Origin of the sequence: Paenibacillus sp. FSL H7-689 (assembly GCF_000517905.1) — a bacterium.
Taxonomy (GTDB): Bacteria; Bacillota; Bacilli; order Paenibacillales; family Paenibacillaceae; genus Paenibacillus; species Paenibacillus amylolyticus.
Map to the genome: position 1 here is coordinate 408,395 of NZ_ASPU01000015.1, position 22,239 is coordinate 430,633.

At 44.9% G+C, this 22,239-nt stretch carries 23 protein-coding genes; 4 read left to right on the forward strand and 19 right to left on the reverse strand.

Features of this window, described 5'->3' with window-relative positions; translation table 11 throughout:
• The 6 genes from C170_RS12755 to C170_RS12780 all read right to left on the reverse strand — a co-directional run bounded on the left by C170_RS12755 (position 1) and on the right by C170_RS12780 (position 6,235).
• Complete coding sequence (locus C170_RS12755; RefSeq protein ID WP_036609952.1) at positions 1 to 573, reverse strand: hypothetical protein; 573 nt, start codon at positions 571 to 573, stop codon at positions 1 to 3.
• Between the two features lie 32 nt (positions 574 to 605).
• The gene (locus tag C170_RS12760; RefSeq protein WP_036609954.1) at positions 606 to 1,226 is read right to left on the reverse strand and encodes a hypothetical protein; all 621 of its coding nucleotides are present in this window, start codon (positions 1,224 to 1,226) and stop codon (positions 606 to 608) included.
• Positions 1,227 to 1,291: 65 nt separating this feature from the next.
• Positions 1,292 to 1,834: a hypothetical protein gene (locus C170_RS12765; protein ID WP_036609956.1), complete on the reverse strand. Its 543-nt coding sequence runs from the start codon at positions 1,832 to 1,834 to the stop codon at positions 1,292 to 1,294.
• A gap of 17 nt (positions 1,835 to 1,851) precedes the next feature.
• Positions 1,852 to 2,613 (reverse strand): hypothetical protein, encoded by a 762-nt coding sequence (locus C170_RS12770; RefSeq protein WP_051447147.1) that lies wholly within the window; start codon positions 2,611 to 2,613, stop codon positions 1,852 to 1,854.
• 146 nt (positions 2,614 to 2,759) lie between these two features.
• On the reverse strand, positions 2,760 to 3,518 hold the full coding sequence (locus C170_RS12775; RefSeq protein ID WP_036609958.1) for a hypothetical protein: 759 nt from the start codon (positions 3,516 to 3,518) through the stop codon (positions 2,760 to 2,762).
• Between the two features lie 5 nt (positions 3,519 to 3,523).
• Positions 3,524 to 6,235, reverse strand: coding sequence for a hypothetical protein (locus C170_RS12780; protein WP_051447148.1), 2,712 nt, complete (start codon positions 6,233 to 6,235; stop codon positions 3,524 to 3,526).
• Between the two features lie 269 nt (positions 6,236 to 6,504).
• Between C170_RS12780 and C170_RS12785 the strand changes: the two genes are divergently transcribed.
• The gene (locus tag C170_RS12785; protein WP_036609959.1) at positions 6,505 to 7,077 is read left to right on the forward strand and encodes a hypothetical protein; all 573 of its coding nucleotides are present in this window, start codon (positions 6,505 to 6,507) and stop codon (positions 7,075 to 7,077) included.
• Between the two features lie 124 nt (positions 7,078 to 7,201).
• On the opposite strand, the gene C170_RS12790 is transcribed toward C170_RS12785, so the two are convergent.
• Complete coding sequence (locus C170_RS12790; RefSeq protein WP_017689551.1) at positions 7,202 to 7,588, reverse strand: DUF423 domain-containing protein; 387 nt, start codon at positions 7,586 to 7,588, stop codon at positions 7,202 to 7,204.
• A gap of 286 nt (positions 7,589 to 7,874) precedes the next feature.
• Here C170_RS12790 and C170_RS12795 point away from each other — a divergent pair, with 286 nt between their 5' ends.
• Positions 7,875 to 8,345, forward strand: a complete 471-nt coding sequence (locus tag C170_RS12795; protein WP_051447149.1) for a hypothetical protein — start codon at positions 7,875 to 7,877, stop codon at positions 8,343 to 8,345.
• Positions 8,346 to 8,450: 105 nt separating this feature from the next.
• Positions 8,451 to 9,299 (forward strand): DegV family protein, encoded by an 849-nt coding sequence (locus tag C170_RS12800; protein ID WP_036609970.1) that lies wholly within the window; start codon positions 8,451 to 8,453, stop codon positions 9,297 to 9,299.
• A gap of 194 nt (positions 9,300 to 9,493) precedes the next feature.
• Here C170_RS12800 and pdaA read toward each other — a convergent pair whose 3' ends face one another.
• Both pdaA and C170_RS12810 read right to left on the reverse strand, forming a co-directional pair.
• On the reverse strand, positions 9,494 to 10,273 hold the full coding sequence (gene pdaA / locus C170_RS12805) for a delta-lactam-biosynthetic de-N-acetylase (RefSeq protein WP_036609971.1): 780 nt from the start codon (positions 10,271 to 10,273) through the stop codon (positions 9,494 to 9,496).
• 97 nt (positions 10,274 to 10,370) lie between these two features.
• Positions 10,371 to 10,781 (reverse strand): hypothetical protein, encoded by a 411-nt coding sequence (locus tag C170_RS12810; protein ID WP_036609973.1) that lies wholly within the window; start codon positions 10,779 to 10,781, stop codon positions 10,371 to 10,373.
• Between the two features lie 207 nt (positions 10,782 to 10,988).
• Between C170_RS12810 and cysC the strand changes: the two genes are divergently transcribed.
• On the forward strand, positions 10,989 to 11,627 hold the full coding sequence (cysC, locus tag C170_RS12815; RefSeq protein WP_036609975.1) for an adenylyl-sulfate kinase: 639 nt from the start codon (positions 10,989 to 10,991) through the stop codon (positions 11,625 to 11,627).
• A gap of 171 nt (positions 11,628 to 11,798) precedes the next feature.
• Here the strand turns inward: cysC and C170_RS12820 are convergent, their stop codons facing one another.
• From C170_RS12820 to C170_RS12855, 10 genes are all read right to left on the reverse strand, one after another.
• Positions 11,799 to 13,595 (reverse strand): ABC transporter ATP-binding protein, encoded by a 1,797-nt coding sequence (locus C170_RS12820; RefSeq protein ID WP_235200757.1) that lies wholly within the window; start codon positions 13,593 to 13,595, stop codon positions 11,799 to 11,801.
• A 20-nt stretch (positions 13,596 to 13,615) separates the two neighbouring features.
• Positions 13,616 to 14,749: a nucleotidyltransferase domain-containing protein gene (locus C170_RS12825; RefSeq protein WP_235200772.1), complete on the reverse strand. Its 1,134-nt coding sequence runs from the start codon at positions 14,747 to 14,749 to the stop codon at positions 13,616 to 13,618.
• Between the two features lie 52 nt (positions 14,750 to 14,801).
• On the reverse strand, positions 14,802 to 15,284 hold the full coding sequence (locus tag C170_RS12830; protein ID WP_036609979.1) for a lasso peptide biosynthesis B2 protein: 483 nt from the start codon (positions 15,282 to 15,284) through the stop codon (positions 14,802 to 14,804).
• Positions 15,285 to 15,288: 4 nt separating this feature from the next.
• Positions 15,289 to 15,588, reverse strand: a complete 300-nt coding sequence (locus tag C170_RS12835) for a lasso peptide biosynthesis PqqD family chaperone (RefSeq protein ID WP_036609983.1) — start codon at positions 15,586 to 15,588, stop codon at positions 15,289 to 15,291.
• Positions 15,585 to 16,532: a hypothetical protein gene (locus tag C170_RS12840; RefSeq protein ID WP_036609987.1), complete on the reverse strand. Its 948-nt coding sequence runs from the start codon at positions 16,530 to 16,532 to the stop codon at positions 15,585 to 15,587. The genes C170_RS12835 and C170_RS12840 overlap by 4 nt, the downstream gene beginning before the upstream one ends.
• A gap of 139 nt (positions 16,533 to 16,671) precedes the next feature.
• Positions 16,672 to 16,809, reverse strand: coding sequence for a paeninodin family lasso peptide (locus tag C170_RS30755; RefSeq protein WP_174806426.1), 138 nt, complete (start codon positions 16,807 to 16,809; stop codon positions 16,672 to 16,674).
• A 53-nt stretch (positions 16,810 to 16,862) separates the two neighbouring features.
• Complete coding sequence (locus tag C170_RS30760) at positions 16,863 to 16,991, reverse strand: paeninodin family lasso peptide (protein ID WP_152683099.1); 129 nt, start codon at positions 16,989 to 16,991, stop codon at positions 16,863 to 16,865.
• A 71-nt stretch (positions 16,992 to 17,062) separates the two neighbouring features.
• A complete protein-coding gene (locus C170_RS12845) occupies positions 17,063 to 18,994 on the reverse strand; it encodes an asparagine synthase-related protein (protein ID WP_036609989.1) in 1,932 nt (643 codons plus the stop codon).
• Positions 18,991 to 20,259, reverse strand: coding sequence for a sulfotransferase family protein (locus tag C170_RS12850; protein WP_036609992.1), 1,269 nt, complete (start codon positions 20,257 to 20,259; stop codon positions 18,991 to 18,993). Before C170_RS12850 ends, C170_RS12845 begins: the two co-directional genes overlap by 4 nt.
• Positions 20,260 to 20,683: 424 nt before the next feature.
• Positions 20,684 to 22,018 (reverse strand): MFS transporter, encoded by a 1,335-nt coding sequence (locus C170_RS12855; RefSeq protein ID WP_036609996.1) that lies wholly within the window; start codon positions 22,016 to 22,018, stop codon positions 20,684 to 20,686.
• Between the last annotated feature and the right edge of the window lie 221 nt (positions 22,019 to 22,239).

Genomic DNA, 22,239 nt, shown 5'->3' on the forward strand with positions numbered 1-22,239 from the left:
TCACCCCTTACTCACTCTGATTCCATCTACTTTTTGAAATTTCGTATTTTCAACCTTCTGACGTAGCACTATCCCTGTCGGAGTATCCGATGCTCGTTCCATGTTCAATTGATATATTCTCTTCAAGCCTAGTGAACCCGAATCGCTTTCAACAAAGGAGTTGTTGTATTTCCCCTTCTCTTTAAAATCGTCTATGTAAAAGTTCGAATATTTCTTTTCTGCAAAAATCTCAATTTTCACCTTCGCATACTTTGCAGGCGATTTGGACACAGCGCTATTAGCAGAGATTTCCTCATACGCCCCCCACTCAAACCCATCCTCAGATGTACTCCAGTAGATCTTGTATGCTGCGCCACCCGCAATATCTACGCTTGCAGCCACACCTTTAAATGAAGCAATCTTATCCTGAATCCGAATGGGAGTGGACTCCCAAGACCCATTAGCTGGATAGATTGAATTCCCGTCCGCATCCTGGCTCAACTCTCTTAGTTTCAACTTCTGGGCCTGATATATCGTATCTTTGAAAACACCTATGGATAGATCTATATCCAGTGCTATTTCTTGAATCGCCATACTTTCACCACCTTCTCATCTCAAAATCCAACTCAACGAATGTCCCAGTTTATGATTCCTGCATGATTTGCCTTCAGAGGGGCTACAACTTGATCTATGACAAAGCCATTTTTACGAATAACTAATTGCCCAGGCAGGTCCTGATCTGAGGTAATTTTAATTTGGAGAAAAGCAGTTTCTTTCAATGGCAGGGAACACACACATTGAAAGTTAATCTGCACATCGTTCAAATTCATCATTTTTTTGTACCCGAAGTTAAAACATTCAATCGTATTATTGAAAGCCCCCGAACTCCCAGGACCTGAATGTCCACTCATATTCACATCTGAAGAAACATTCTTGAATTGAATGATGTCACTGTATAGAAAGGTCCTACCCGTTAGCGGGTATTCTTGTTCTTCACATACGTATGATATAGAGTACCGATCCGCATTAATATGAAATACACCGTTGGCAACGTTGTGATACACGTGAGATCCTTGCCCAATCAATCCAAAAGAGACCAACTTTTCCTTGTTAATTTTATAAAAACTGTTTGATTGTTGTGTCTGCAAATCGAATTCGCTTAAATAAGTACCATCATAGTAATCAGCAATCCATACATAAGCTTGAGATACAGGTGAGCGCGTAAATTGTGTATTACCTAGAATCACAGAACTTCCCCCCTTTTAATAAAAAGGACAGGCTGCAATAGCCTGTCCCATAACTGTTTCTTTTTTTACACGTAACGATAAGAGATACGTTTCTTGAACTGTTGCTTGCCACTTTTCGCGTTCAGCGGTACTACACATTGAATGGATAGCGTTACATAGTTACCAGCCGCATCTTGAGGATTTCCATTGTTACTAACGCCCAGGATTTCTTTCGGTCCCGGTGCAAATGGTGTTGCATAAGCGGTTCCCGTATGATCTTTGGTTGTCTTGCCTGTTGTTCCGATGGGTTTGGAAAAATCCTTACCAATACGTGAACTTTCTTCTTCCAGGTCTGTCTCCCCCAAGGAATCAACCTGAACGTGGAACCAGTTATTCTTCACCACTTCTACATCATGAGCCTCCGTGTCACCAGTACCACCAGTCATATCTCGCGTTGTAATCGTGCAATCTTCCATTTTAGATACGTCCGAAGCACCATTTTTATTGTTCCATACATTGAAAATAAAAATATCACTTTTGCTATCCGCATCAATAACCTTGTAGTCAAAAGGGGTAATAATCTCATTACTATGTGTAGCATCCATCCATGAAATAATTGGTTGTGTCATTATAATCCATCTCCTTTTTATGTTCTGATCGTTAATTGAATCGTAAGATGTTGAATGTTTGAACCGGCTTCGACGATGTTGATTCTGAAGATATCTCCAGCCTCCACTTTTCTCACCTCAAATGTAGCCTCACCATCATCTTGATGTTGAAATGCTTCAAATTTCAGTGGACTCCCCATCACATCCTGCCAGTGAATGAGATCCTTGGATCGTTCAATTCTTATTTCAGTTGCGGTATCTCCAGTAACCCCACAGTAGCCCTTTACATGTAAAATCTCGCCATCGAATGGAAAAGGGGCTAAAATGCCCAGTACTTCCGGGTAAACCTGTGATTCTTTGCAAAAGACAATAACACGATCCTGTACTTCCAATGGAATCTCATTTAATTTCAGGTGTTCAGCTGTACTCATGAGCCCATCCACATCGGAATTAACGACCTGAAGGTTTTGACCAAATACATCAATCTCTACCCATGTCTGTCCATCAAAACGATATCTTTTACCATCCTTATACGTCTGCACCGTCCAGCCTATTTCAGGAGAAGAGTATTGCATACTTAACTCCTCAAAATCAGCAACTGGACTCTGATACACAAGTCGAGTCGTCTGATAAGCCTCTTTTGCTTTTCCGGCAGCCTGTAAGGCTTCGCCAGCAGCCTCCAGTGCCCGCTTGATAGCGAGTTCAGTTTCGTCAGGATCTCCTGGCTGCCCGGGACCGCTATGTTTCACCGCTTCTCTAATTAAAGACTCTACATGTGCTAAAGTTATCCCATTTGACATAATTCACCTACCTAAGCGTTATGTAGCGTATTTTCTTTATAAGACGGCTTCCAAGTTGATACCTCCCCCATAACTAGGAAACCTGTCTCTGGCTTATCATTAAAGAAATTCTTGAACAACCATGCAAAACATTGCTGTGTCTGGCTTTAGAGAAGTTTTCTAATTGGACTAATGCCAGCTTTTTTGCACTCCTTGCAGTATTTCATTCGATTCGATTTTGCAAGCATCCGTTTTCCGCATACGGTACAATTTTTAATATTTTCTCCTTTCCAGCGAGAGTACTCCAGCACAAAGTCATCGAAGCGAACTAACTGGAAGGCAACCTCACCATGCTCCGCAGCGAACAAAACCTGTACATTAGTTGAATCGACGCGTTTACTTTCTTTGAGATACCCTAACTGAATAAGTTTGTGCACCAATAACCCCTGATCTTTTTTGCTTACGGCCATTTGACTATCACCGTAGATTTCTTTCCATTCATGATTAATCCAGTACGTATCATTTTCATTGATTCGATTATTAATCTTGCTGTAGACCAGTAAAACAAAGGCCAATTTCTCGAGTCGTTTACTTTTAAGTTGTTTGATCTTTTGAAGTTCTTCGTGCGTTACAGGTACATGATCAATCTCGATTAACGTGCTCTTGCTTGCCTCCTCCCTTATCTTGATATACTTCTGAGACTGCTTAATGATACGATTGAGAAATGTATCCCACTGGACAGCATTGTAGTCTGGATAATACTTGGTCATAAACTGATTTAACAACGCATATGCATCTTCGGCGTTCTTCCCTTGTTGAAGCCCGTATTTAGCTAAACAAATCAACGTTTTGGTTGGCTTCTTATCCATTTTCCCATGTGCAATTGCTTGCTCGGCATGATGACGTTCATTCAGAATGATTTTCAAGGGCGCTACTCCTTCACATGCATTTGGGTCATTTTAAAGGTTTTTCCCGCGTACTCAATATCGCCGTCCCGGTCTCTAACCGGATAATGGATGATGTGATCATTGCGGAGCAATAGATTGCGAATAATCTGATCCCCGGAGACATCCCATACAAATTGCTTTGATTTCTCCGCATTTCGATAACACATGTCCACAATCATATTGCACAGATCTTCTTCGTTATTGCAGATCTCCAGCGCCTGCTCCTTGAAACGTGAAACAAACAACTGCCATCGGGCTGATCTTTCTTCCTTTTTCACCTTACTCTTGCGCAAGTTAGTCATATAGCTACGTAGCTCTTCGTTATGCATCTGATATAAACGTTGAATCTCCTTGTAACGAGCTTGTGAGTATTTTTTGGTACTCATCAGTATCGTATGATCAAATGGACTCTCGGACTGTTTTAGCTTTAACTTGTTGAACTCATCTTCCACTTGATGGCATAACCGGTTCATCACAGATGGTGCCGTGGATACAGGCATTCTCTGTTCATACTGTGCCAGGAACTGTTCCTGATCCGGAGATAGCTCCTTCTTCGAATACAACTCATCCACAGTCATGCCAAATAACTGCAAGCACTTCTGACTCGTTTTTTCTACATAGGTGGTATATTCTTTTTTCTGTTCCGGGTCATTGTATATGAAAAAATAAGGTTTCTTGTGTGCTACCATTTTCAAGGCAGACTCGTCCGTTACCGCAGCGCGAATATCATACCAGTGCTTCGGCATTTTTTTACATTCAATACCTTTGGCCTGATCAATGGCATTTTGTTGATAATGCTGACCACATTGAATTCGGTACATCATTTCCTGATATTCTGCACTATGCTCCTCATAATTGGCTAATACATCAAACATCGATGTGATTTTGTTCGTTGTAAAACCGATCAGATCACCAAAGCTGTCTTTGTTGGCCTGAATCAGATCCTTTTCATCCGGAATTTTTTGGGCTGAGGTTTTCTGTACACATACAATCGCATCAAGCTCCTGAATTGCCCCAAGAATTGTGTGGTTGTCTGTAGTTAAGACCTGATCACTATCCATATCTGCACCATTTAAGGAATGCGTCGTCGTATCCCATGAATTTAAGATCGTGACCGTGTTCATATAGCGATACCAATGCTGCATCTCATCTGTATTTCGAAAACGAAGCACCTTGATATTGTTATGACAAGTCATCGGAGCTCTGAAGCAAGCCACGCGGTCTACATGCCGCTCATTCCAATATCTGGAGTAGAACTCACCCGAGCTCAGCAATCCTGTTAGAGGTAAGCCAAATATGCTCTGACACAATGTATAGGGATCGCCAGAAATAATACTGAAATTGCCTTTCACTCTTAGAACTCCGATCTTGGCTTCATTCATTCGTTTACGTATTAAGGTATGAATTTTGTTGCGCACAAAAGGATCATCTATAAGTCGCGGGTCTACCATCAGCCCTTTGATATAATCATCTGGACTATTTCTATAATCGTTCTCATGGATGTGAATTCCTTTGAGAAATAACAGTGCCTTGCGATAGTCTTCACCCAGTACATCCTTAATCGAGTCCACCGTGGGAGTAATAAGTTCACCAATCTCGTTATCATCCAATTGGAGCGACTGAATAAACTGGTAGTTTAAATGACGCTCATCCTCCAGTTCTTCGGGTGTAACCTTCGTTACGCTGAACGTGTAGCCATAATAACCGCAACATAACAGATAATCGTCGATACTGTTGTACGAGCTCCATAGTTTGAGCATAGACGTTGTGATGATTAGGTCTACCTCTAGAATATCCACAGGATTACCCCAGGCATCGTCCACCATATACTTGCCTGCAACTCGATCAGCAAATTCGTGATAATCAAATGTAAAGACCATACCTTTACAGAAGCTATTACGGATACAAAATCCACTCGGGATATATGCATGTCCCAGCTCGGTTGCCCATCGTTCACTAAGTGCAGGAGAGATAAGACCGAACCCATCACTCATGTTCATCTGAATAGGCTCATTTTTCCTACTCTCAATGCGAGGGTATTCTGTCTCGGTATCATCAATCTGAATTATGTCTGCGCCAAATTCAGTTATACAATCATGAACAACCAATACCCGTTCGGGATGTGACACAGGCGTGCTTGTACTGCAAGCCAAGGCCTTATATGCCTCCAGTTTGGCAGGAACCAGCTCTTTATTGGGATCTCTGCCGTTATTCAATCTTTTCTCCAACAGCGGATGAATATCCTCACTCACATAGATGACCGTCGAACTTTTGGCTCCACCTGTCGTAGCCAATAACCGCTTGTATTTCTTGCCGTTGATGGAGAAAGCTTTTGATGAATTCAGCCGATCATAGTCTTTATTATTTTCAATGACCACCAGCAAGTAATCATCGGCAAACTTCAAATTTTTTAGTTCTTCATGCAATTTCTTCATTGCTCTTTTATGTTCAGCATTGGTTTTCAAGGCTTTTAATCGCTCTATTTCCAGCTTGATTCTAGCCAGATCTTGTTCCCTCTCCTTGGTGCCTCGAATACGATCTATAAAACGAAACACCTGATGGTTTCCAATAGATGCCACTTCTCCATTTACTGTCGCTTCTTGATAAGTAAGATGCAGATCATAATCCGCTTTTCTAATTCTGGAAGATGTAATTTTATAAACGTATCTCAATCGATCCTGATATGCATTGCCCATTCCCGATTCCCCCTGTTGCTTCCTGTCCTGATTAAATAAATTATAGAGTAGACCCGCACGACTGGCGCAGGCAAACAGGACGATCAGGGGATGAAAAAAGAAGAATATTTGTTCTATTCTGGAGAGAATTTAAGGGGCACTCCGGGACTAGATACATCTCGAATCGGCATATTTCTGCGTCTCTAGCACTATGATAATTTCCTTTTTAATGATATAGTGAATTGAAGCGTTTTTTTGAGCTGACATAATTTTTAACGGGGCTGGGATGAATGAAAGAAACCTTATCCAATCAAGAGGACATCGGCTTTTTATTTAATGTCGATATACTTATTAAGAGCCGCTCAAATGCATTGGCACTGCAGTCCCTGTTGGAGTTCATAAACAATGAAGAACAAATTGCGGACTTTCGGATTCAATCCGGCATAGAGCTAGGCAAAATTATTGAAGCGACACTCCAGTCCAAGAAGGACTCTTTCGTCACACTTCACAACGAACGCAAAAAAGCCAACGCAGCACAGAAGGCGTCCACTGCAGCTCAGACACCTGCCTCACCTGCTCCAGTCAAAACACAGAATCAACAAGAACAACCGGTTAGCGAGAAAAAGCCTGCCACCCAAACATCCAATGTATCCGATGGAAACTCGTTTGACGCGTGGATTGACACGCTCATTAAAGAGAATAAACTCACCCGTATTGTTGTCAATAACAAAAACGGTAAACATCAGAGCATTCCTTGCCGTATTCTGAATTTTGATCGTGATACCAGTATTGTGAGCATCTACCATGTCGATGAAAAACAGGTGTATACGTTCCGAACCAATGAAATCGATGAGTTTCTGTAACTAACTTCATCAGATTAAAACAAAAAGCAACTTGCGTTAGAATGACGGGACATTCTAACGCAAGTTGCTTTTTTAGTTCAATGGTTCATGTAGGATTGAACCCTCCGAGATTTATTTGGACCGATCAGGAGCGATCCTTACCTCGCTGCCATACATCTAATGCCAATAACAACCATCCGGCAATGAAGGCTACCCCACCAATCGGTGTGATGGCACCCAGAATCTTGATGCCAGAAATACTAAGCACATACAAACTGCCTGAGAACACAATAATTCCGATAAACAACAGACGCGCTGCCCACTTCAGTTTTGTCGATGCTCCAAGTTGACCAGCCGTCAAACCAATAATGAGCAAAGCCAATGCATGAATCATGTGATATTGCACACCTGTCTCATATGTAGCTATGGCCGCCGGCCCAATCGTATCCTTGAGCATGTGAGCACCAAACGCACCAATCGCCACCGACAGCATGGTCATTACAGCTCCAAGCATCATCCATCTTCGTTGCATATAAGTTCTCTCCCTTAATTCAACTACACTTCACACCTATTATTGTAGCGAATCCACTCCTTCTTTACCAGTCGGGACGGAGCTTCAAAGGTCATATGTCTGTTTATACTTAACAATCCTATCCCTGCCCTATAAATTGTAGGAAACAAGCGTAAATCCTTGATTTTTATCGATATTTATGGAAAAGTAAACAGGTATGTAATCGTTGTATTTTAAGAAAGAATCATTACTCATTGATTAGGTTAATAACACTCAGTACGATGATTAAGGGAGGCAAGTCAACATTATGGATAATCGCGATTCCTATAATTCAGGTTATAACAACACGGATCAGAATCCTGGCCATGCAGATCCATACAATAACAATGGGTATGAAGCATACCCGCCAGATCATGAGAGGCAACCAATGGCACCACTGAAACATTCCGGACCTGGGATCGCCAGCTTTGTCATTGGATTGGTTGCAATCTTGGGTTATATTCTGATATTCTTTATTGCCACCATGGCTGTAAACGAATCCATCGGAGTTCTCACCCCGTTGCAGACAGAAGAGATCGCCTTGCATCCAGCAGTGGTTCTGGCTTCATTAGCCATCCTGGTCTGCCTGATTCTCAATCTGGCCGGAGGTATCGTCGGAATTATTGGTCTTGTCCTCAAGAATCGAAAGAAAGTTTTTGCCATTATCGGAACCATATTAAATGGGATCATGATTCTGTTATTCGTTGGACTTATCTTGGTAGGCATGACGCTGATGTAACGCTTTGCATCAACGTCATGTTTCCTTATAATTAAAATGAATGGGTTTACACATAAGTATAATCTATATTTTTTGCCAAAATCATTGTTTTCAAAGGAGATTGACATGTCACGAATCAAAATTTTTGCGGACAGCACAAGTGATCTGGCTCCAGAATGGATCCAGCAGCACGATATCGGTATCATCCCCTTATATGTCGTGTTCGGTGAAGAATCACTGAAAGACGGTGCTGAGATTAAGCCTGAACAGCTATATGAACGTGTTAGCCAAGATGGGCGTCTTCCCAAAACAGCTGCACCTTCCCCCGCTGATTTCATAACGGCATTTCAACCTTACATAGATCAAGGGGATGAGATTTTATATATCAGCTTATCTTCTGAACTTTCCTCTACCTATCAAAATGCACGACTAGCGAGTTCCGAGTTCCCGGAAGGTCGAATATCGGTCATTGACTCACAGAATCTCTCATCAGGAATTGCACTGATGGTGATGAAAGCTGTACATGCTGCTGATAAAGGGCAAAACCTGACTCAGATTACACATCTGATTGAGGCAATGAAATCAAATGTACGCACGGAGTTTGTCATCGATACACTGGAGTATCTGCATAAAGGCGGACGCTGTTCGGGCATGCAGAACCTGATTGGAAGCCTGTTGAAGATTCGTCCTGTCATCCGGGTAACAGATGGCAAGATGGCACCTGCCTATAAAGTGCGCGGCAAACGGGAGAAAGCTCTGGAACAAATGCTGAATAATACGCTCAGCCAGAAGGATCAGATCGATCCAGACCTGCTGATTGTTGTGCACACCATGGCTGAAGAGGATGCGCTTGACTTGCAGAAGTCTTTGCAGGAACAGACGGGTGCCCGAGTTGAACTAACCACTGCTGGTTGTGTAGTATGCAGTCATTGCGGCCCGAAAACGATTGGAATCATCTATAATACTGTTTTATAGTATTACACGTTACATCGTATCGTATTACCCAATCCTTTCTTCTAGATCTGTATGTGGTACATGCAATACTTGGACTGGCATACCGTTATAACTAAAAAGGGCATTCCGAGCTTAATCGCTCAGGATGCCCTTTAATATTTTTACTAAACTTTTGAATGACCTACATTTGGTCCATTGCTCATTATAATAATGGATCAATAACTTTTGGTCCGCAGATCATCCAGACTTTTGAATACGTATCCTTGCTTGCGGGCCTCATCAATAATGGAACCAAGAGCCTCCGTGTTATCTTTGGATACCGAATGAAGCAAAATGACAGCGCCCGGATGGAGTTGTTTCAACACCTGTTGATGAGCATATTGTGCGCCACGCTGCACATTGGTATCCCAATCTTTATAAGCAACAGACCAGAACACATTCACATACCCTTGGGCATGACTCTCTGCAAGCGTTCGATTGTTAAAAATCCCGCGCGGTGGCCGTAAAAAGGTCGCTTGTTGACCGGTCAGCCGATTGACCTCCGACTTGACCTTCTCAAGTTCCTCTCTAAGCTTTTCATTGGAGATGCGGGTCATATCCGGATGACTCCATGAATGATTACCGACAATATGACCTTCAGCCGCCATACGTTTGACCAACTCAGGCTGATCTTTTAGATAATGACCTGTCACAAAGAAAGCCGCCGGCACCTTCTTGGTACGCAAAACATCCAGTATGGCAGGTGTGAATCCATTCTCATACCCGTTATCAAACGTGAGATACAATTCCTTCTGTTTTGTATCCCCCAGGAAAATGGCATCGTTATGTTGTAAGATTGATTTGAAGCCTTCCTGATCAATGGAGGGCAGTTGACCGTTTTGACTTTTTTTGAAGCCAAAGTGATACGCTCCGGTAACCGGTGATGCTTCAGTCTGTGCCGGTACCATACTGATGGATAACAGTCCAAACAGTATATATAGAACCATTCGCTTCATTCTATCCGCTCCTGTTCCTGAAAAATTCGGTTAGTCGTTTGCACACACGAACACCTTCAGGTAATATGCCACAGGAACGGCTAATGTATGTAAATCATTAACGATCGAAACGTTTATTTTCAGGTTGTGGCGGAGATTGATGGAACAATTCAAGTAAGGTCTGAGGTTTGCCACTGGAAGCAAGCCATTCCCTCACGGTCTGTATGGCACGGGTCTGTCCATCTCCCCGATCACGCCATGTAAGCAACTCGATAACTTTGATAATCAAGGCAGACATATTGTGATTATCCAGTTCGGACCGCTCTGCCCTCAGCTTGTGATACAAAGCCTCCTGCTCCCAATCCAGTAGAATCTCATCACCGATGGTTGGCTTCAAAAGTGTATACGCTCTGTCACAACCTTTACAACGAACCGTGCTGACCTGTTCATCTATAAATTCCGCTCGGATATCTTGCTGGCAATCCGGGCATTTAAACCCAACTTGTATGTTTTGTATGTTTTTGTTCATGACATTGTTCCTCCTGCGATGTGAGCATTTTGCATCATTTGATGCAAAATACTCCTTGGATATATGCATAATGCTTATGTATGTACTACATCTATACCCGATATTTTGTCGATTCACGCTTATTTTGAAGAAATCTGTAAGGTGCTATAATCTTGTAAATATGTTAAAATATTATACATATCATGGTAGGGAAAAGGCGGGATACTCATGTCGAAGGAAGAGCGCAACATAACCTGGCAATCATCCAGCATCAACAGACAAGACCGGGAGAAGCATAATGGGCACCGTAGTCGTGCCATATGGTTTACCGGGTTATCAGGTGCAGGAAAGTCATCCCTTGCATTTGCCCTGGAGCAGTATCTCTCCGATCAAGGCGTACGCTGTTATGTTCTGGACGGGGATAATGTACGTCATGGACTGAACCGTGATCTCGGTTTTACAGCAGGGGATCGTCAAGAAAATCTGCGGCGAATTGGTGAAGTATCGAAGTTAATGGTAGATGCCGGGTTGTTTGTACTTTCAGCTTTTATCTCTCCTCATGAACAGGATCGGGAGATGGTTAGACAGTTATTTGAACCAGATGATTTCATTGAAATCTATGTGCGCTGTTCAATTCAAGAATGTGAGCGGCGTGATCCCAAGGGTCTATACAAAAAAGCACGCAATGGTGACATCCCGCATTTCACAGGCATTTCCGCCCCCTATGATGTACCAAAATCTCCTTCATTTATCATCGATACAGAGCAGTGGTCCATTGAGGAAGCCGTGCAAGAGATCATACAGCATTTGGAGCAGATCGGTGCTCTTCAACTGCCGCTTCCTACGAAAACAGCCCTCGTTCATTAATTCTTGCTCATTATACTAACTACTTACATGAAAGGCGCGCCCAATCGTGGCGCGCCTCTTTACGTGATACCATTGCTGGGGTTATACCATCGATAAATGAATAAATAGAAGAAGATACACATGCTCTATCATCGCGTTTGAACGTCTTCTGATATCCACACACTCACTCACTTACTGTCCCACAACACCCGCTTGCATGTTCAAAAGTTTGCTGAACGTCCCTACCGGATCAGTAGATAACTGCTGGTACCCGCCCTCTTGAATCACCCGACCTTCATCAAGTACAATTACACGATCTGCCGTCCGAATCGTGGACAATCGGTGTGCAATCACGATAATGGTCACATGTCCTTTTAACCGTTCCAGCGCCTCATGAATGTACTGTTCATTCTCACTGTCCAGCGCACTCGTTGCTTCATCCAGTACCAATACAGAAGGATTACGCAGCATAGCCCGGGCAAGCACCAATCGCTGACGTTCACCCCCGGATAGCCGAATACCCCGATCACCAATAATCGTATCCAGACCCTGAGGCAACTTCCGTACAAATGCTGCAGAGGAGGAAAATTGCAAAGCCTGCCACATCTGTTCTTCACTTGCATTTGGATCAACCAGACGCAGATTCTCACGAATACTTGTGTGAAACAGGAATGGATCTTGGGAGACATATCCGATTGAACTTCGCCAGCTCAATAATCGTTCTTCTGACAGAGGAACACCGTCAATCAAAATACGACCAGTTTCAGGCCTCACAAGGCCCATAATCAGATCTATCAGCGTGCTTTTGCCTGCTCCGGATTTCCCCACAATTGCGGTCATACCCCTTGTTGGAATCGAAGCTTGCACATTTCTCAATGAGTAAGCATCACTTCCCTCATAGCGATAGCAGACATCCTCACAGGTGATAGATCCCTTCAGTTCCATAGGTTGAATCCCATCAGTTCCAACGTCTCCTGCCGAAGCAATCTCTTCACTAATCTCACGACTCTTCGCCGTCTGCGCTTGTAATTCTCTGACTACCCGAAATGCAGGCAGCATGGAGCTGATGTACTCCAGATTGGACTGAATTGCCGTAAACCTTGGCCATAAGCGGGAAAAGATTAGGATGATGAGCAGCAGACTTGCGGGCGGCACCGTCATTACACGGAGAGAAAGATAGATGAATGCCGCAATAATGATTGCCGCGGACATCCGGTGAATTAGCTGTGTTCCACTGTTCAATTGGCTAAATTGAATGACATTGCGTTCTATCTGTCTGCACATGCGCTCAAACCAGTTCATGTGTGAACGCTCAAGCATGTTGCTCTTAATATCCTTAATGCCGTTGAAATGCTCGGTAATGCCGTTATAATAACTTTGCGAGAATTCAGAGGTCTGGTCCCCGATCTGCTTGGCGCGCTTGACGAATTTTCGTAAGACGATAAATAATACCAATCCACAGACCAGCACAAGTGCCGTCAGCTTGGCGGATAACCAGAAAGCAAGACCGATCTGAATGCCCGTAAAGATCAGAGAGGCTGCCATTTGCAGCATAATGCTCGTTCCCTGGCTCACACGTGCAAGTTCAGTCGTTAATATATGGTTAAAATCGGATTTTCGTTTTTGGAGAAAAAATGACCATTGCGCCATAATAATAGCACCATAAGTTTCCATGCGCAGCGTTCGTACAAATTGCTGTTGGATTCGAGTATTACGGATCGTCTGGAGACGCTGCATCCAGGCCTGTCCGGAGACAATCAACACAAAGGTGAACAATACGAGTAACAATTGGCTATTTTCAGAAAAACGATTCAACACGTCGCCAAGCCAGGGAATGTTTAAGCCTGTGGAGCCCATCTCAAATATGCCAATCAGACTCAACATCGGAACAAGCATGTAGATGCCGATCCCTTCCATGAGACTGATACAGATCATCCCTAGCAGATTCCAATATAAAATGGGCCCCGTGACATGATGCAACTTTCGCATGAAATACCTTAATTCCGAGATCATACTTTACCCCTTTCCGTCACCGTATACCTTTTAATTCGCCGCCAGAACCAGAGAAACGGACGTAACGGAAAGTATAGAAAAAACAAAGAACGTGGAAGTGGCAATTGATCCACATCCCATGTACTTGGATATAAACGTTCAATAAAGAAAAACCATTTCTGTTTTGTACTTCGAAGTTTAAACAAATACGATTGATAAGACTTCATATCAGCCGGACTTTCCAGCATGTCGTTCATGAACTTTGCGCCTTCGTTGGCTAATCGCTTGCCTGTACGGTCACTCAAGGACATCAAGGACCTGTACTCTACATCCAGCGGCGTATTCAGCAGCTCCGAGGCCAGATAAAGAGCCTGTGAACCAATGGATAAACGTCCCTCCGCTTTCAGACGTCTCTCTAATTTCTTCACATCAAGTGGCATGCTGCGGATCATCTGGTCGATATCCAGTAACCAGCGCAGTCTGAACCAGCCGTGTCGTGCACCATGGGTTACGAGATAGGCCCATAGGTCTTCTTGTTCGAGCATACGGACAGGTGTCTGTGTATATGAACTGAACCGGCTGCGTTTCCACAGCAATTCAAAATCGGTTTCTTTACCCGAATCTGGGTTCAGACGCCAATGGATCTCCACTTGAGTCCTTTTGACCGGATGGGTGTAACAGATATGATGTTCCCGCCATTTCCAGCTGCGCACCGTATGTGCCCGCTCCCCTTCCTTGGATACGTATCCGAGGGTAGCCAGAATGCCTTCAGCTGCTTCCACATCATCAAACGGAATCAGGATATCCAGGTCTTTGGAGGTTCGCATCGATACATCGCCATAGAGATCATGGGCGAGCGCTGGTCCCTTTAGTGTAATATTGCGGATACCGCGTTCACGAAAAGCTCCACACACCTGCTCCATTTCAGCTGTCAGATGTAACATGCGGAACGTATTGACCGTATATTGTTGTCTCAGACTCTCCATAACATCTGCAGGAATAATTGCAGAGTTGAATTCTTTCATTTTCACATAAAGGACAGAGTATAAGCGGTGATGATAGACAAGCCGCAGAAAAAGTTGCCAATCGGTTCCTTGCAAACCCACCTTGAGTTCTTCAGGGGATAGAGCCGTCAGATCACCTCTAATCATGCTCAAAATCAGCTTAAGCTCCTTCGGAAACCCTGATGAATAGAGTTCACTTTCATGTATCATAGACAATCTCCCCAGATCCCTTCTCCGGACACCGTTTGCCAAACACACCGACAACCGTATATTGGTCCATAGTATCAGCTCCGGTCACGATCAATTTACCACTTCGCAGCCAGGCATGAGCCATCATATGTCCTTGCTTATTCCGTGCAGTCCCCATGTATAACGTACTCTCTATCTTGCGTCGCTCAAGCATCTTCATCCCGGCAATCGCCATTACAAGGCAGCGGCTTTCCCATAACGTATATTTGCTGGCGAGCGAAATTGCTTTGGAAATATTCCGTATAACGATGACCTCGCTGCGATCAAGTCCTGTCATCGGTGTTTCAACCATGGGTGTACCCAGCCCTGGGGCAATTTTGGCAAATGGCATAGCCTTCTGTATGCGTGCCCAGCCAAGGAGGATATAAGCCTCCCATACCAGTCGACGCATCGACCGCGGGAGCGAGAAATAAGCCTTTATTTTTCGCAACATGATTCTACACTCCGCGAGTAACGTCGATTAAACCTTCACGGGACAGATGTTCCAGGAACTGCACAACCTGCTCACGACATACATCTGGCTCAATCTCATACTCCGCAGCAAGGACCTCAACAACTTCACCCAACGTGCGTTCTTCTGCGATCAGGTCCCAGATTCGTCCACCGGTACTCCCGAGATTATAGTATTTTCCAGAGCTAATGCTCATCATCACTTTCTCACTGCCCATATCACTGACCAGATTACCTTCCTTCCGGGTTACCCGGTCTTCCACATTTATCGGCGTAGTTGCTGTCATTGTCGTGTATGCACTCCTTTACGTATATGATCTGTGATCCGATTCACCATCTCAAATGCTGTAAACTCAGCACCCGTTCTGACCAATCTGCCAATCTCCACACTTGCTGAAAGTCTTGAAGCCGTCTCAAACAACCATTGTGCCAGCCCCTGTCTTGCAACGAGTCCACCACGGAACGTATGCGAGCATAACAGATGCAGTCGTTCTAGCCCCGTCACTTCCACCAGTTGAACAGCTGTATGGTTTGCCTCCGGTTGTGGAGCAAGTTCGAATATTCCACCTAGTGGTACGGCCATCTCATGAAAATAGTGCTGAACAGGTATCGCATATTTTGTAATCTCTGCGTGAACCGTTGCATAATCCTGTTCCTTCATGCCGAAGCCGTCCAGACTGGGCTGCCATAACTTCTGTTGCGGGTAACCAGGTGATACGATAGCTCTTCCTCCGGCATCCCAGGTCAGTGCAACAACATCATCGGTGAGAAGTGGATATCCGCGTGATGCCAGTGCGGCCGACAGTGTCGATTTGCCTGCTCCCGAATGTCCGACAAATGCGTAAGCCCAGCCATCAATAACCACTGCACTGCCATGCAATGGAAGAATACCACGCTGCATCATAATGACCGCCATACAGGTGCCCAGGATGAATAATCTGACCTTTTTCTCATCCGCTCCTGGCTGAGGGGATACAACAATGCGCTTTCCTTGTTCCATTAGAAACAGACCTGTATCTTCGATTTTGAAAAAAAGACTGCCCTCTCGTGCCACAAAGTTGTCGTTGCCTACATCCCAACCCTCCCACAATAGGGTCAGATCTGAAGACTCGATGTGCACATCCACGACATCAAAATCAGTCTCTGCATCCTTGGGTGCGATCTGTAGTTCAGGCATTCGAATTTGACTCGACCAGCGCAGACCATACGCCACATAATGCACAGGCAACAATGAACGACGCCTCCTTCGTAATAAAATGTAAAAAAAAGCCCTTATATTCATGTTGCTCAATATAAGGGCGGAGGCGAAAAGCTGGATTTGTTGCATTTCCGCCCTTTAAGTATGATGACACTTCATAAAACTAAACTACTTAGGAAGTTGGATCGTACAGATCCGCATCGTGAACCGTGATCCAGTCAATTTGTCTGTAGCCAGTACCGGCCATTGTTTGATTGACTTCCAACACTTCAAGAGCTGGTGCTTGCCATTCCTTTTTTTCCATTTGCATCGTATTCACCTCCTTTTCGCACTTCTAAGTATGATGGCATATGGTAAAGCTTTCTAACTTGTTCCGTAGAGATCCGCATCGTGAACCGTAACCCAGTCGATATGTTTGTAACCTGTGCCCGCCATTGTTTGGTTGACTTCCAATATTTCCAGTGCTGGTGCTTGCCATTCCTTTTTTTCCATTTGCATCGTATTCACCTCCTATCATGAGTCAATTGTAAGAAAAATCCGGGCCCACAGTTCACCGGGCTATATCAGAATTTCCGAATGAACCGATAGACGATCAGACTATGCATCATCAATCGCAGATCTGGATGTGAAGCAAGCTCTGGTCTCGGACTTGGAAAGTTGGCCAGGGCGGATTTGATACGCTCCGTGTTTAATATGCCAGCGACCTTGCTGTCAGAACACAAAGCACGTAACTCAGCGGTAAAGGCATCCCAATTCGGAATGATACGATGTAACCAATCTGCAGGCTGCACACCCCGTACCCGCTGATTCAGTCTGACCTTGTCAGGCAACTCCGGTGAAGTAGCCCGGCGAATCAATGAACGATCCGTCCCTTGTTTCACATATTGTTCAATCGGAACGGACAGACAGAACCGGATGACTCTGGCATCACTTGTCGGATCACGTTCCCAAGCGCGGTAACGCAGAGAACATTTCGTAGCTACAGCACCGTTTTTGTTGGCAATGGCCAGGTTATTAAATTTCTCGGCACGTACTTTGAGTGCATCAGCCTGGGCACCGCCCTGCAGAACAATAATGGATTTGAGTCTTTCCAGTACACCCGTTCTCTGCGCAAAGTCAGGATGGATCAATTGTACGGATGCGGCCTGGCTGGCTCCTTTGGACTGAGCCTTGAACCAATCCGGATATGCCTTTTTCCCGGTGATCTTGGCTATACGTGAGAAAGGCATGCCCGTTCGTTCACTATACTGCTGCATCTCACGGAACCAGCGGTACCAGCGGCCACTTTTCAGTAGACTGGCGTAATAATCCAGAGCCGGTCCCCAGGAGATGGTGAAATTACCACGTGCCCCTGTGAGCAGGATGCCTGCATCTTGCTGGCTCGCTTTTTCATAGAATCCGCGAATCCAGAATGAATTTTCAAAGTATTTATAGGGCATTTCCATAATGTCGAGCCAGGTATCTACTTCACTGAGTGGACTTCTGCCTTCAAAATCGAGGTAGTTCTCTGTGATATTGCCGACATGATTAATCGTGGAACGTATGAAGGGCCGTTCGTCTGCGAGCAACGTTTTCGACGTATAATCTGTGAAATCGGGTACGGGAACATAACTATAGGCCTGCAGCCGTTTGCCCTGACTTCTCAGTGTTCCGGAAGCAAAACCAACCACGGCTCCCGAGTCCAGTCCGCCACTTAATGCAGCAGCCACCTGTCTGTGCGTTCGCAATCGTGATCCAACCGCCTGCCCAAAGACCTCCCGGAACGCTTCTACATACTCGCCATCGGATTTAAGCCTTAGAGGTTCCACTTCATTCCAGCGATGATACTGCTTCAGCTCCAGTCTCCCATCCCGGAAGACAAGTGTATGTGCAGAAGGCAGCTGGCTTATTCCCCGATATACAGTTGAATTGATATCTGCTGAATCATGCATGTCAGGAATGGCAAGGAATTCGGACAGCCAGGTCTCATCAAGTTCTTTATGTACCCCTTCAAGCCCGAGCAACGGATTCATCAGTGTGCAGAAAGCAAAACGTGAACCATCATGTCGGTAATAAAAAGCTCTCATGCCTGTAATGTCTCTCGCTGCATACAGTTTTCGATTCCGCTCATCCCATATCGCGAATACAAAATCCCCCAGCAATCGGACGGCTACATCGTCTCCCCAGCGCTGATAGGCACGCAAGATCAATTCACTATCCGCCAACATAGCCAGTTCAGCTCTAGATATTTGTAATTGATCTGCCAGTTGTTCCCGGTTATCCAGAATGGCATCTGCCGTGATGGTCAGACCACTTTCCTCATCATATAAAGGCAACTTCTCGCTAACCGATTCCGGTGTAATCCATTGGGCATGACAGCTGAGGAACGCCTCATTGCCTTTCCACACTCCTGTTGTATCCGCAGGGACATGCCCCAGGCTTGCGTACAGACGCCAGCTGTCTTCCCATAGCGCCTGCTGACCATCGTTGTGAACAATTCCTGCTATGGCGCTCATGATTTGCCTCCCCGTAGAATCTTGCGCTGTGAAGCCCAGGCGCTGATCTGATGACCAAATGGTACCCATGATTTGATACGCTGTATTTTGCTTTGAGCAGAAGCCAGCTGGACCTTCAAGCGTTCTCGCTCACTGTAACCCCGTTCCAGACGATGATCTGCTGCCCGTAATGCGGCTTGCAGCTGTCTGATCGTTACCAGTGCAGCTAGCGTCGGGTCTGTCTTTTCCGGTTCTTCGACAACTTGGTCATTAAGATTCCCAAGCGGATCATGAACGACAGAATCTGCTGGCTGCATTCGGTATTGCGGTTGCCACTGGCAACCGGTCGCTGCTGTCAACTGATGCGTGATTCGATCAATGACCTCCTGATCAGGACTTGCATCATAATGTACACCCGTCCATTGTTCGGCTTCTGCCAGCTGTTCACTGTATCCCATCTGGTGGAACAGATCTGCCCCCATCACACGGCAATACAGTTCAACTTCATGTGGTTCTAATATGTTTTTCCAGTTGTTAACAGAACCCTGATGTGCCTCTTGATGCGAAGAGAGGAAAGGATCACCCACGCCCATACTGTAGAACATGTCAGACTTGGCACTGTCCAGAAACTGTCCATACTGCTCCATTCCCTGTTCATATCGAATTCCCAGAAATGCGCATAGTTTCTCAAGTTCTTCCTGAGGATTGGAAACCAATCGTTCATATTGCAATTCATACGCATTGGAATGGGGTTTGGCAAAATAATCATTCAAGCGGAGCATCCCATGTGTGAGATCTACGGATTTCATATTTAATTTGGGGCTCTGCAGACTATGAATCAGGTCGAATCCTTCTCCTGTATGGCGGTTTACCTTTTTGAATGATGCAGCTACGGCCAGAGGATTACGCTGGAGATGAATGCGCTTGGACTGAGGGAACAGACGATCCAGCCATTCCAGCATGTAATAGTACCGTGGAGATTTATCAACGATGAAGTCTGCTCCGCTCCCCTCCAGGAATCCATTGTAGATTTCAAGAGCAAAACTTCTGCACGCCTTCTCAAAGACATCCTCAGATACCATGGCATTGTAGAACTGGCGCATGATGGAGCTGCCACCGTAAGCACGTGAATCAGCCTTGGGTAAATCGACAAGATTCATCAGAAACCACATTTCCTGGGTGGCAAATATACGACTATGATTTTGCAGCATTACGGTGGATAAGGAACTACCACTGCGGGGAACACATAGTAAGAAAACAAGTCCGTTACCTTGAGCATCGATCAATGGCAGCCTCTCCTCTGTTCATTAGTATAAATGTGTAGCTGGGATAGACCAGACTCTACCTTTGTGTTTGGAAAAACGAGTAATATGCACGCTATAGGTCAGCATTTTGCAATATTCCGTCGGAAGTTCACCCGGGAATGAAGCAAAACACATGATTACATTCGACAACTCTCGGATACAATATGTATTTATAGTTTTACTCTATGATACAAAATGTATCATGTCAATCTTTTATTTTCACCTTTTCATAAATTGATACTCTTTCACTGTATTCTACTGTCTGTCATTTAAGCACTTATTCATGGATCAATTATGTTCTGATTGCACAAACGCGAATAAGCTCCAGACATGTTCTGTGAGGAACAATGCCTGAAACCATACGTAATCCGTTGAGAAACTTAATATGAAAACGGGTGAACAACCATCAGGTAAATCTTACATCTGAACTTTTCCCAGTAGCTCCAACGCTCCCATTTCGCTCTTCTTCTTGATCTGCCCGTGTAGCATCCTGCAACCCCTTCTGTACCTTCACGGTTAACAATACAGCAATGCCCGCGACGAAAAAGAAGATGAGCGACAGAATACCCCAACGTGTGGAACCCGTGATCTGCCCAACATAACCAAACACAAATGGACCAAAGATCGAAGAGAATTTGCCTGTAATATTCACAAAACCAAAATACTCTCCTGTTCTGCCTGCTGGCATCAGATTGCTAAACAGGGAACGCGCTGTGGATTGACTCACACCCTGCACGACACCAACCAGCCCGGCGAGCACATAGAAGTGGATCGCTTGTGTCATGAAATAACCGAGAATCACAATACATATGTAGACCGATAAGCTAACGATTAATACCTGCTTTGCTCCCCAACGCTGTGCCCATGCTCCCAGTAACAATGTACACGGGAACCCGATGAACTGGGTTAACAGTAGCGCGAGCATCAGGTCGGCTGTGCCTATGCCTATACTTGTCCCATAGATCGTAGCCATTAGAATGATGGTATTAATGCCGTCATTAAAAAACCAGAAAGCCACCAACATGCGGATTAACTGGGGAAAACGCCGCATCTGACGAAAGGTTTGCCGCATTCTGCGCACGCCCACCGCAACGTACCCTGTCCACGTTCCGGGCAGATCCGGTGATGCAGGCCGTCTCGGAGCATGGCGGAAGATCGGTATCGAGAACAGCAACCACCACAACGAGACGGAGATAAACGCAAGTCTTGTGCCTGCCAGTGTACTGCTCATCCCGAACCAGCCCGGTTGCTGAATCATCAGCAGGTTCACCGCAAGCAGCAAACCTCCTCCAATATAACCATAGGCATAACCTTTGGAGGATATCATGTCTCTTCGTTCCACGGGTACCAGATCCGGCAGCATTGCATCGTAAAAGGTATTGCCACCTGCAAAACCAATCGTAGATATGACCAGCAACGCGGAAGCAAGGAACCAGTCCCCTTCACCGATTGCGCTGAATCCCAATGTGGCAAGGACGCCTATAATTGCAAATACACGCAGGAAGTCGCCCTTCCGTCCTGACAAATCAGCTAGCGTGCCTAGCAACGGTGTTAGCAGAGCTACGCACAACATGCCAATGGAGTGTGTATAGGCCAGGTAGGAGGCGGCGGTATCCGTATCCAGCGTTGCTGCAGCCACCGATGCATAGAATACAGGCAGTACTGCGGCCAGCACAGTTGTTGCGTAAGCCGAGTTGGCCCAATCATACATAATCCAAGCCTTGATCGCCTTTTTATTCACATAAATCCTTCCTTTACATGCATCTATTAAATGATTGATGTCTTTCTCCTATTGTATAGGAAGGATATCACACTTGTTCACTGTTTCTGTAAAAAATGGTGCAGTTCTGTTCTTACGACTCACCTTACCTCTGAGGTGAACTTGCGTAATTGTATCATTTTATATCCACTCTCATCACATATCGTCCTCGCCCGTGAATATACTTAATTACCGACAGGCCA

Bases quoted from the DNA above. Each gene is read 5' to 3' on its own strand.
- C170_RS12820 (WP_235200757.1), bottom strand. From the start codon at position 13,595: ATGCGAAAGTTGCATCATGTCACGGGGCCCATTTTATATTGGAATCTG.
- C170_RS12780 (WP_051447148.1), bottom strand. From the start codon at position 6,235: ATGGGCAATGCATATCAGGATCGATTGAGATACGTTTATAAAATTACA.
- C170_RS30760 (WP_152683099.1), bottom strand. From the start codon at position 16,991: ATGGAAAAAAAGGAATGGCAAGCACCAGCACTGGAAATATTGGAAGTC.
- cysC (WP_036609975.1), top strand. From the start codon at position 10,989: ATGTCGAAGGAAGAGCGCAACATAACCTGGCAATCATCCAGCATCAAC.
- C170_RS12795 (WP_051447149.1), top strand. From the start codon at position 7,875: ATGGATAATCGCGATTCCTATAATTCAGGTTATAACAACACGGATCAG.
- C170_RS12825 (WP_235200772.1), bottom strand. From the start codon at position 14,749: ATGATTAGAGGTGATCTGACGGCTCTATCCCCTGAAGAACTCAAGGTG.
- C170_RS12845 (WP_036609989.1), bottom strand. From the start codon at position 18,994: ATGAGCGCCATAGCAGGAATTGTTCACAACGATGGTCAGCAGGCGCTA.
- C170_RS12835 (WP_036609983.1), bottom strand. From the start codon at position 15,588: ATGACAGCAACTACGCCGATAAATGTGGAAGACCGGGTAACCCGGAAG.
- C170_RS30755 (WP_174806426.1), bottom strand. From the start codon at position 16,809: ATGCAAATGGAAAAAAAGGAATGGCAAGCACCAGCTCTTGAAGTGTTG.
- pdaA (WP_036609971.1), bottom strand. From the start codon at position 10,273: ATGAAGCGAATGGTTCTATATATACTGTTTGGACTGTTATCCATCAGT.
- C170_RS12800 (WP_036609970.1), top strand. From the start codon at position 8,451: ATGTCACGAATCAAAATTTTTGCGGACAGCACAAGTGATCTGGCTCCA.
- C170_RS12765 (WP_036609956.1), bottom strand. From the start codon at position 1,834: ATGACACAACCAATTATTTCATGGATGGATGCTACACATAGTAATGAG.
- C170_RS12790 (WP_017689551.1), bottom strand. From the start codon at position 7,588: ATGCAACGAAGATGGATGATGCTTGGAGCTGTAATGACCATGCTGTCG.
- C170_RS12755 (WP_036609952.1), bottom strand. From the start codon at position 573: ATGGCGATTCAAGAAATAGCACTGGATATAGATCTATCCATAGGTGTT.
- C170_RS12785 (WP_036609959.1), top strand. From the start codon at position 6,505: ATGAAAGAAACCTTATCCAATCAAGAGGACATCGGCTTTTTATTTAAT.
- C170_RS12830 (WP_036609979.1), bottom strand. From the start codon at position 15,284: ATGTTGCGAAAAATAAAGGCTTATTTCTCGCTCCCGCGGTCGATGCGT.
- C170_RS12770 (WP_051447147.1), bottom strand. From the start codon at position 2,613: ATGTCAAATGGGATAACTTTAGCACATGTAGAGTCTTTAATTAGAGAA.
- C170_RS12810 (WP_036609973.1), bottom strand. From the start codon at position 10,781: ATGAACAAAAACATACAAAACATACAAGTTGGGTTTAAATGCCCGGAT.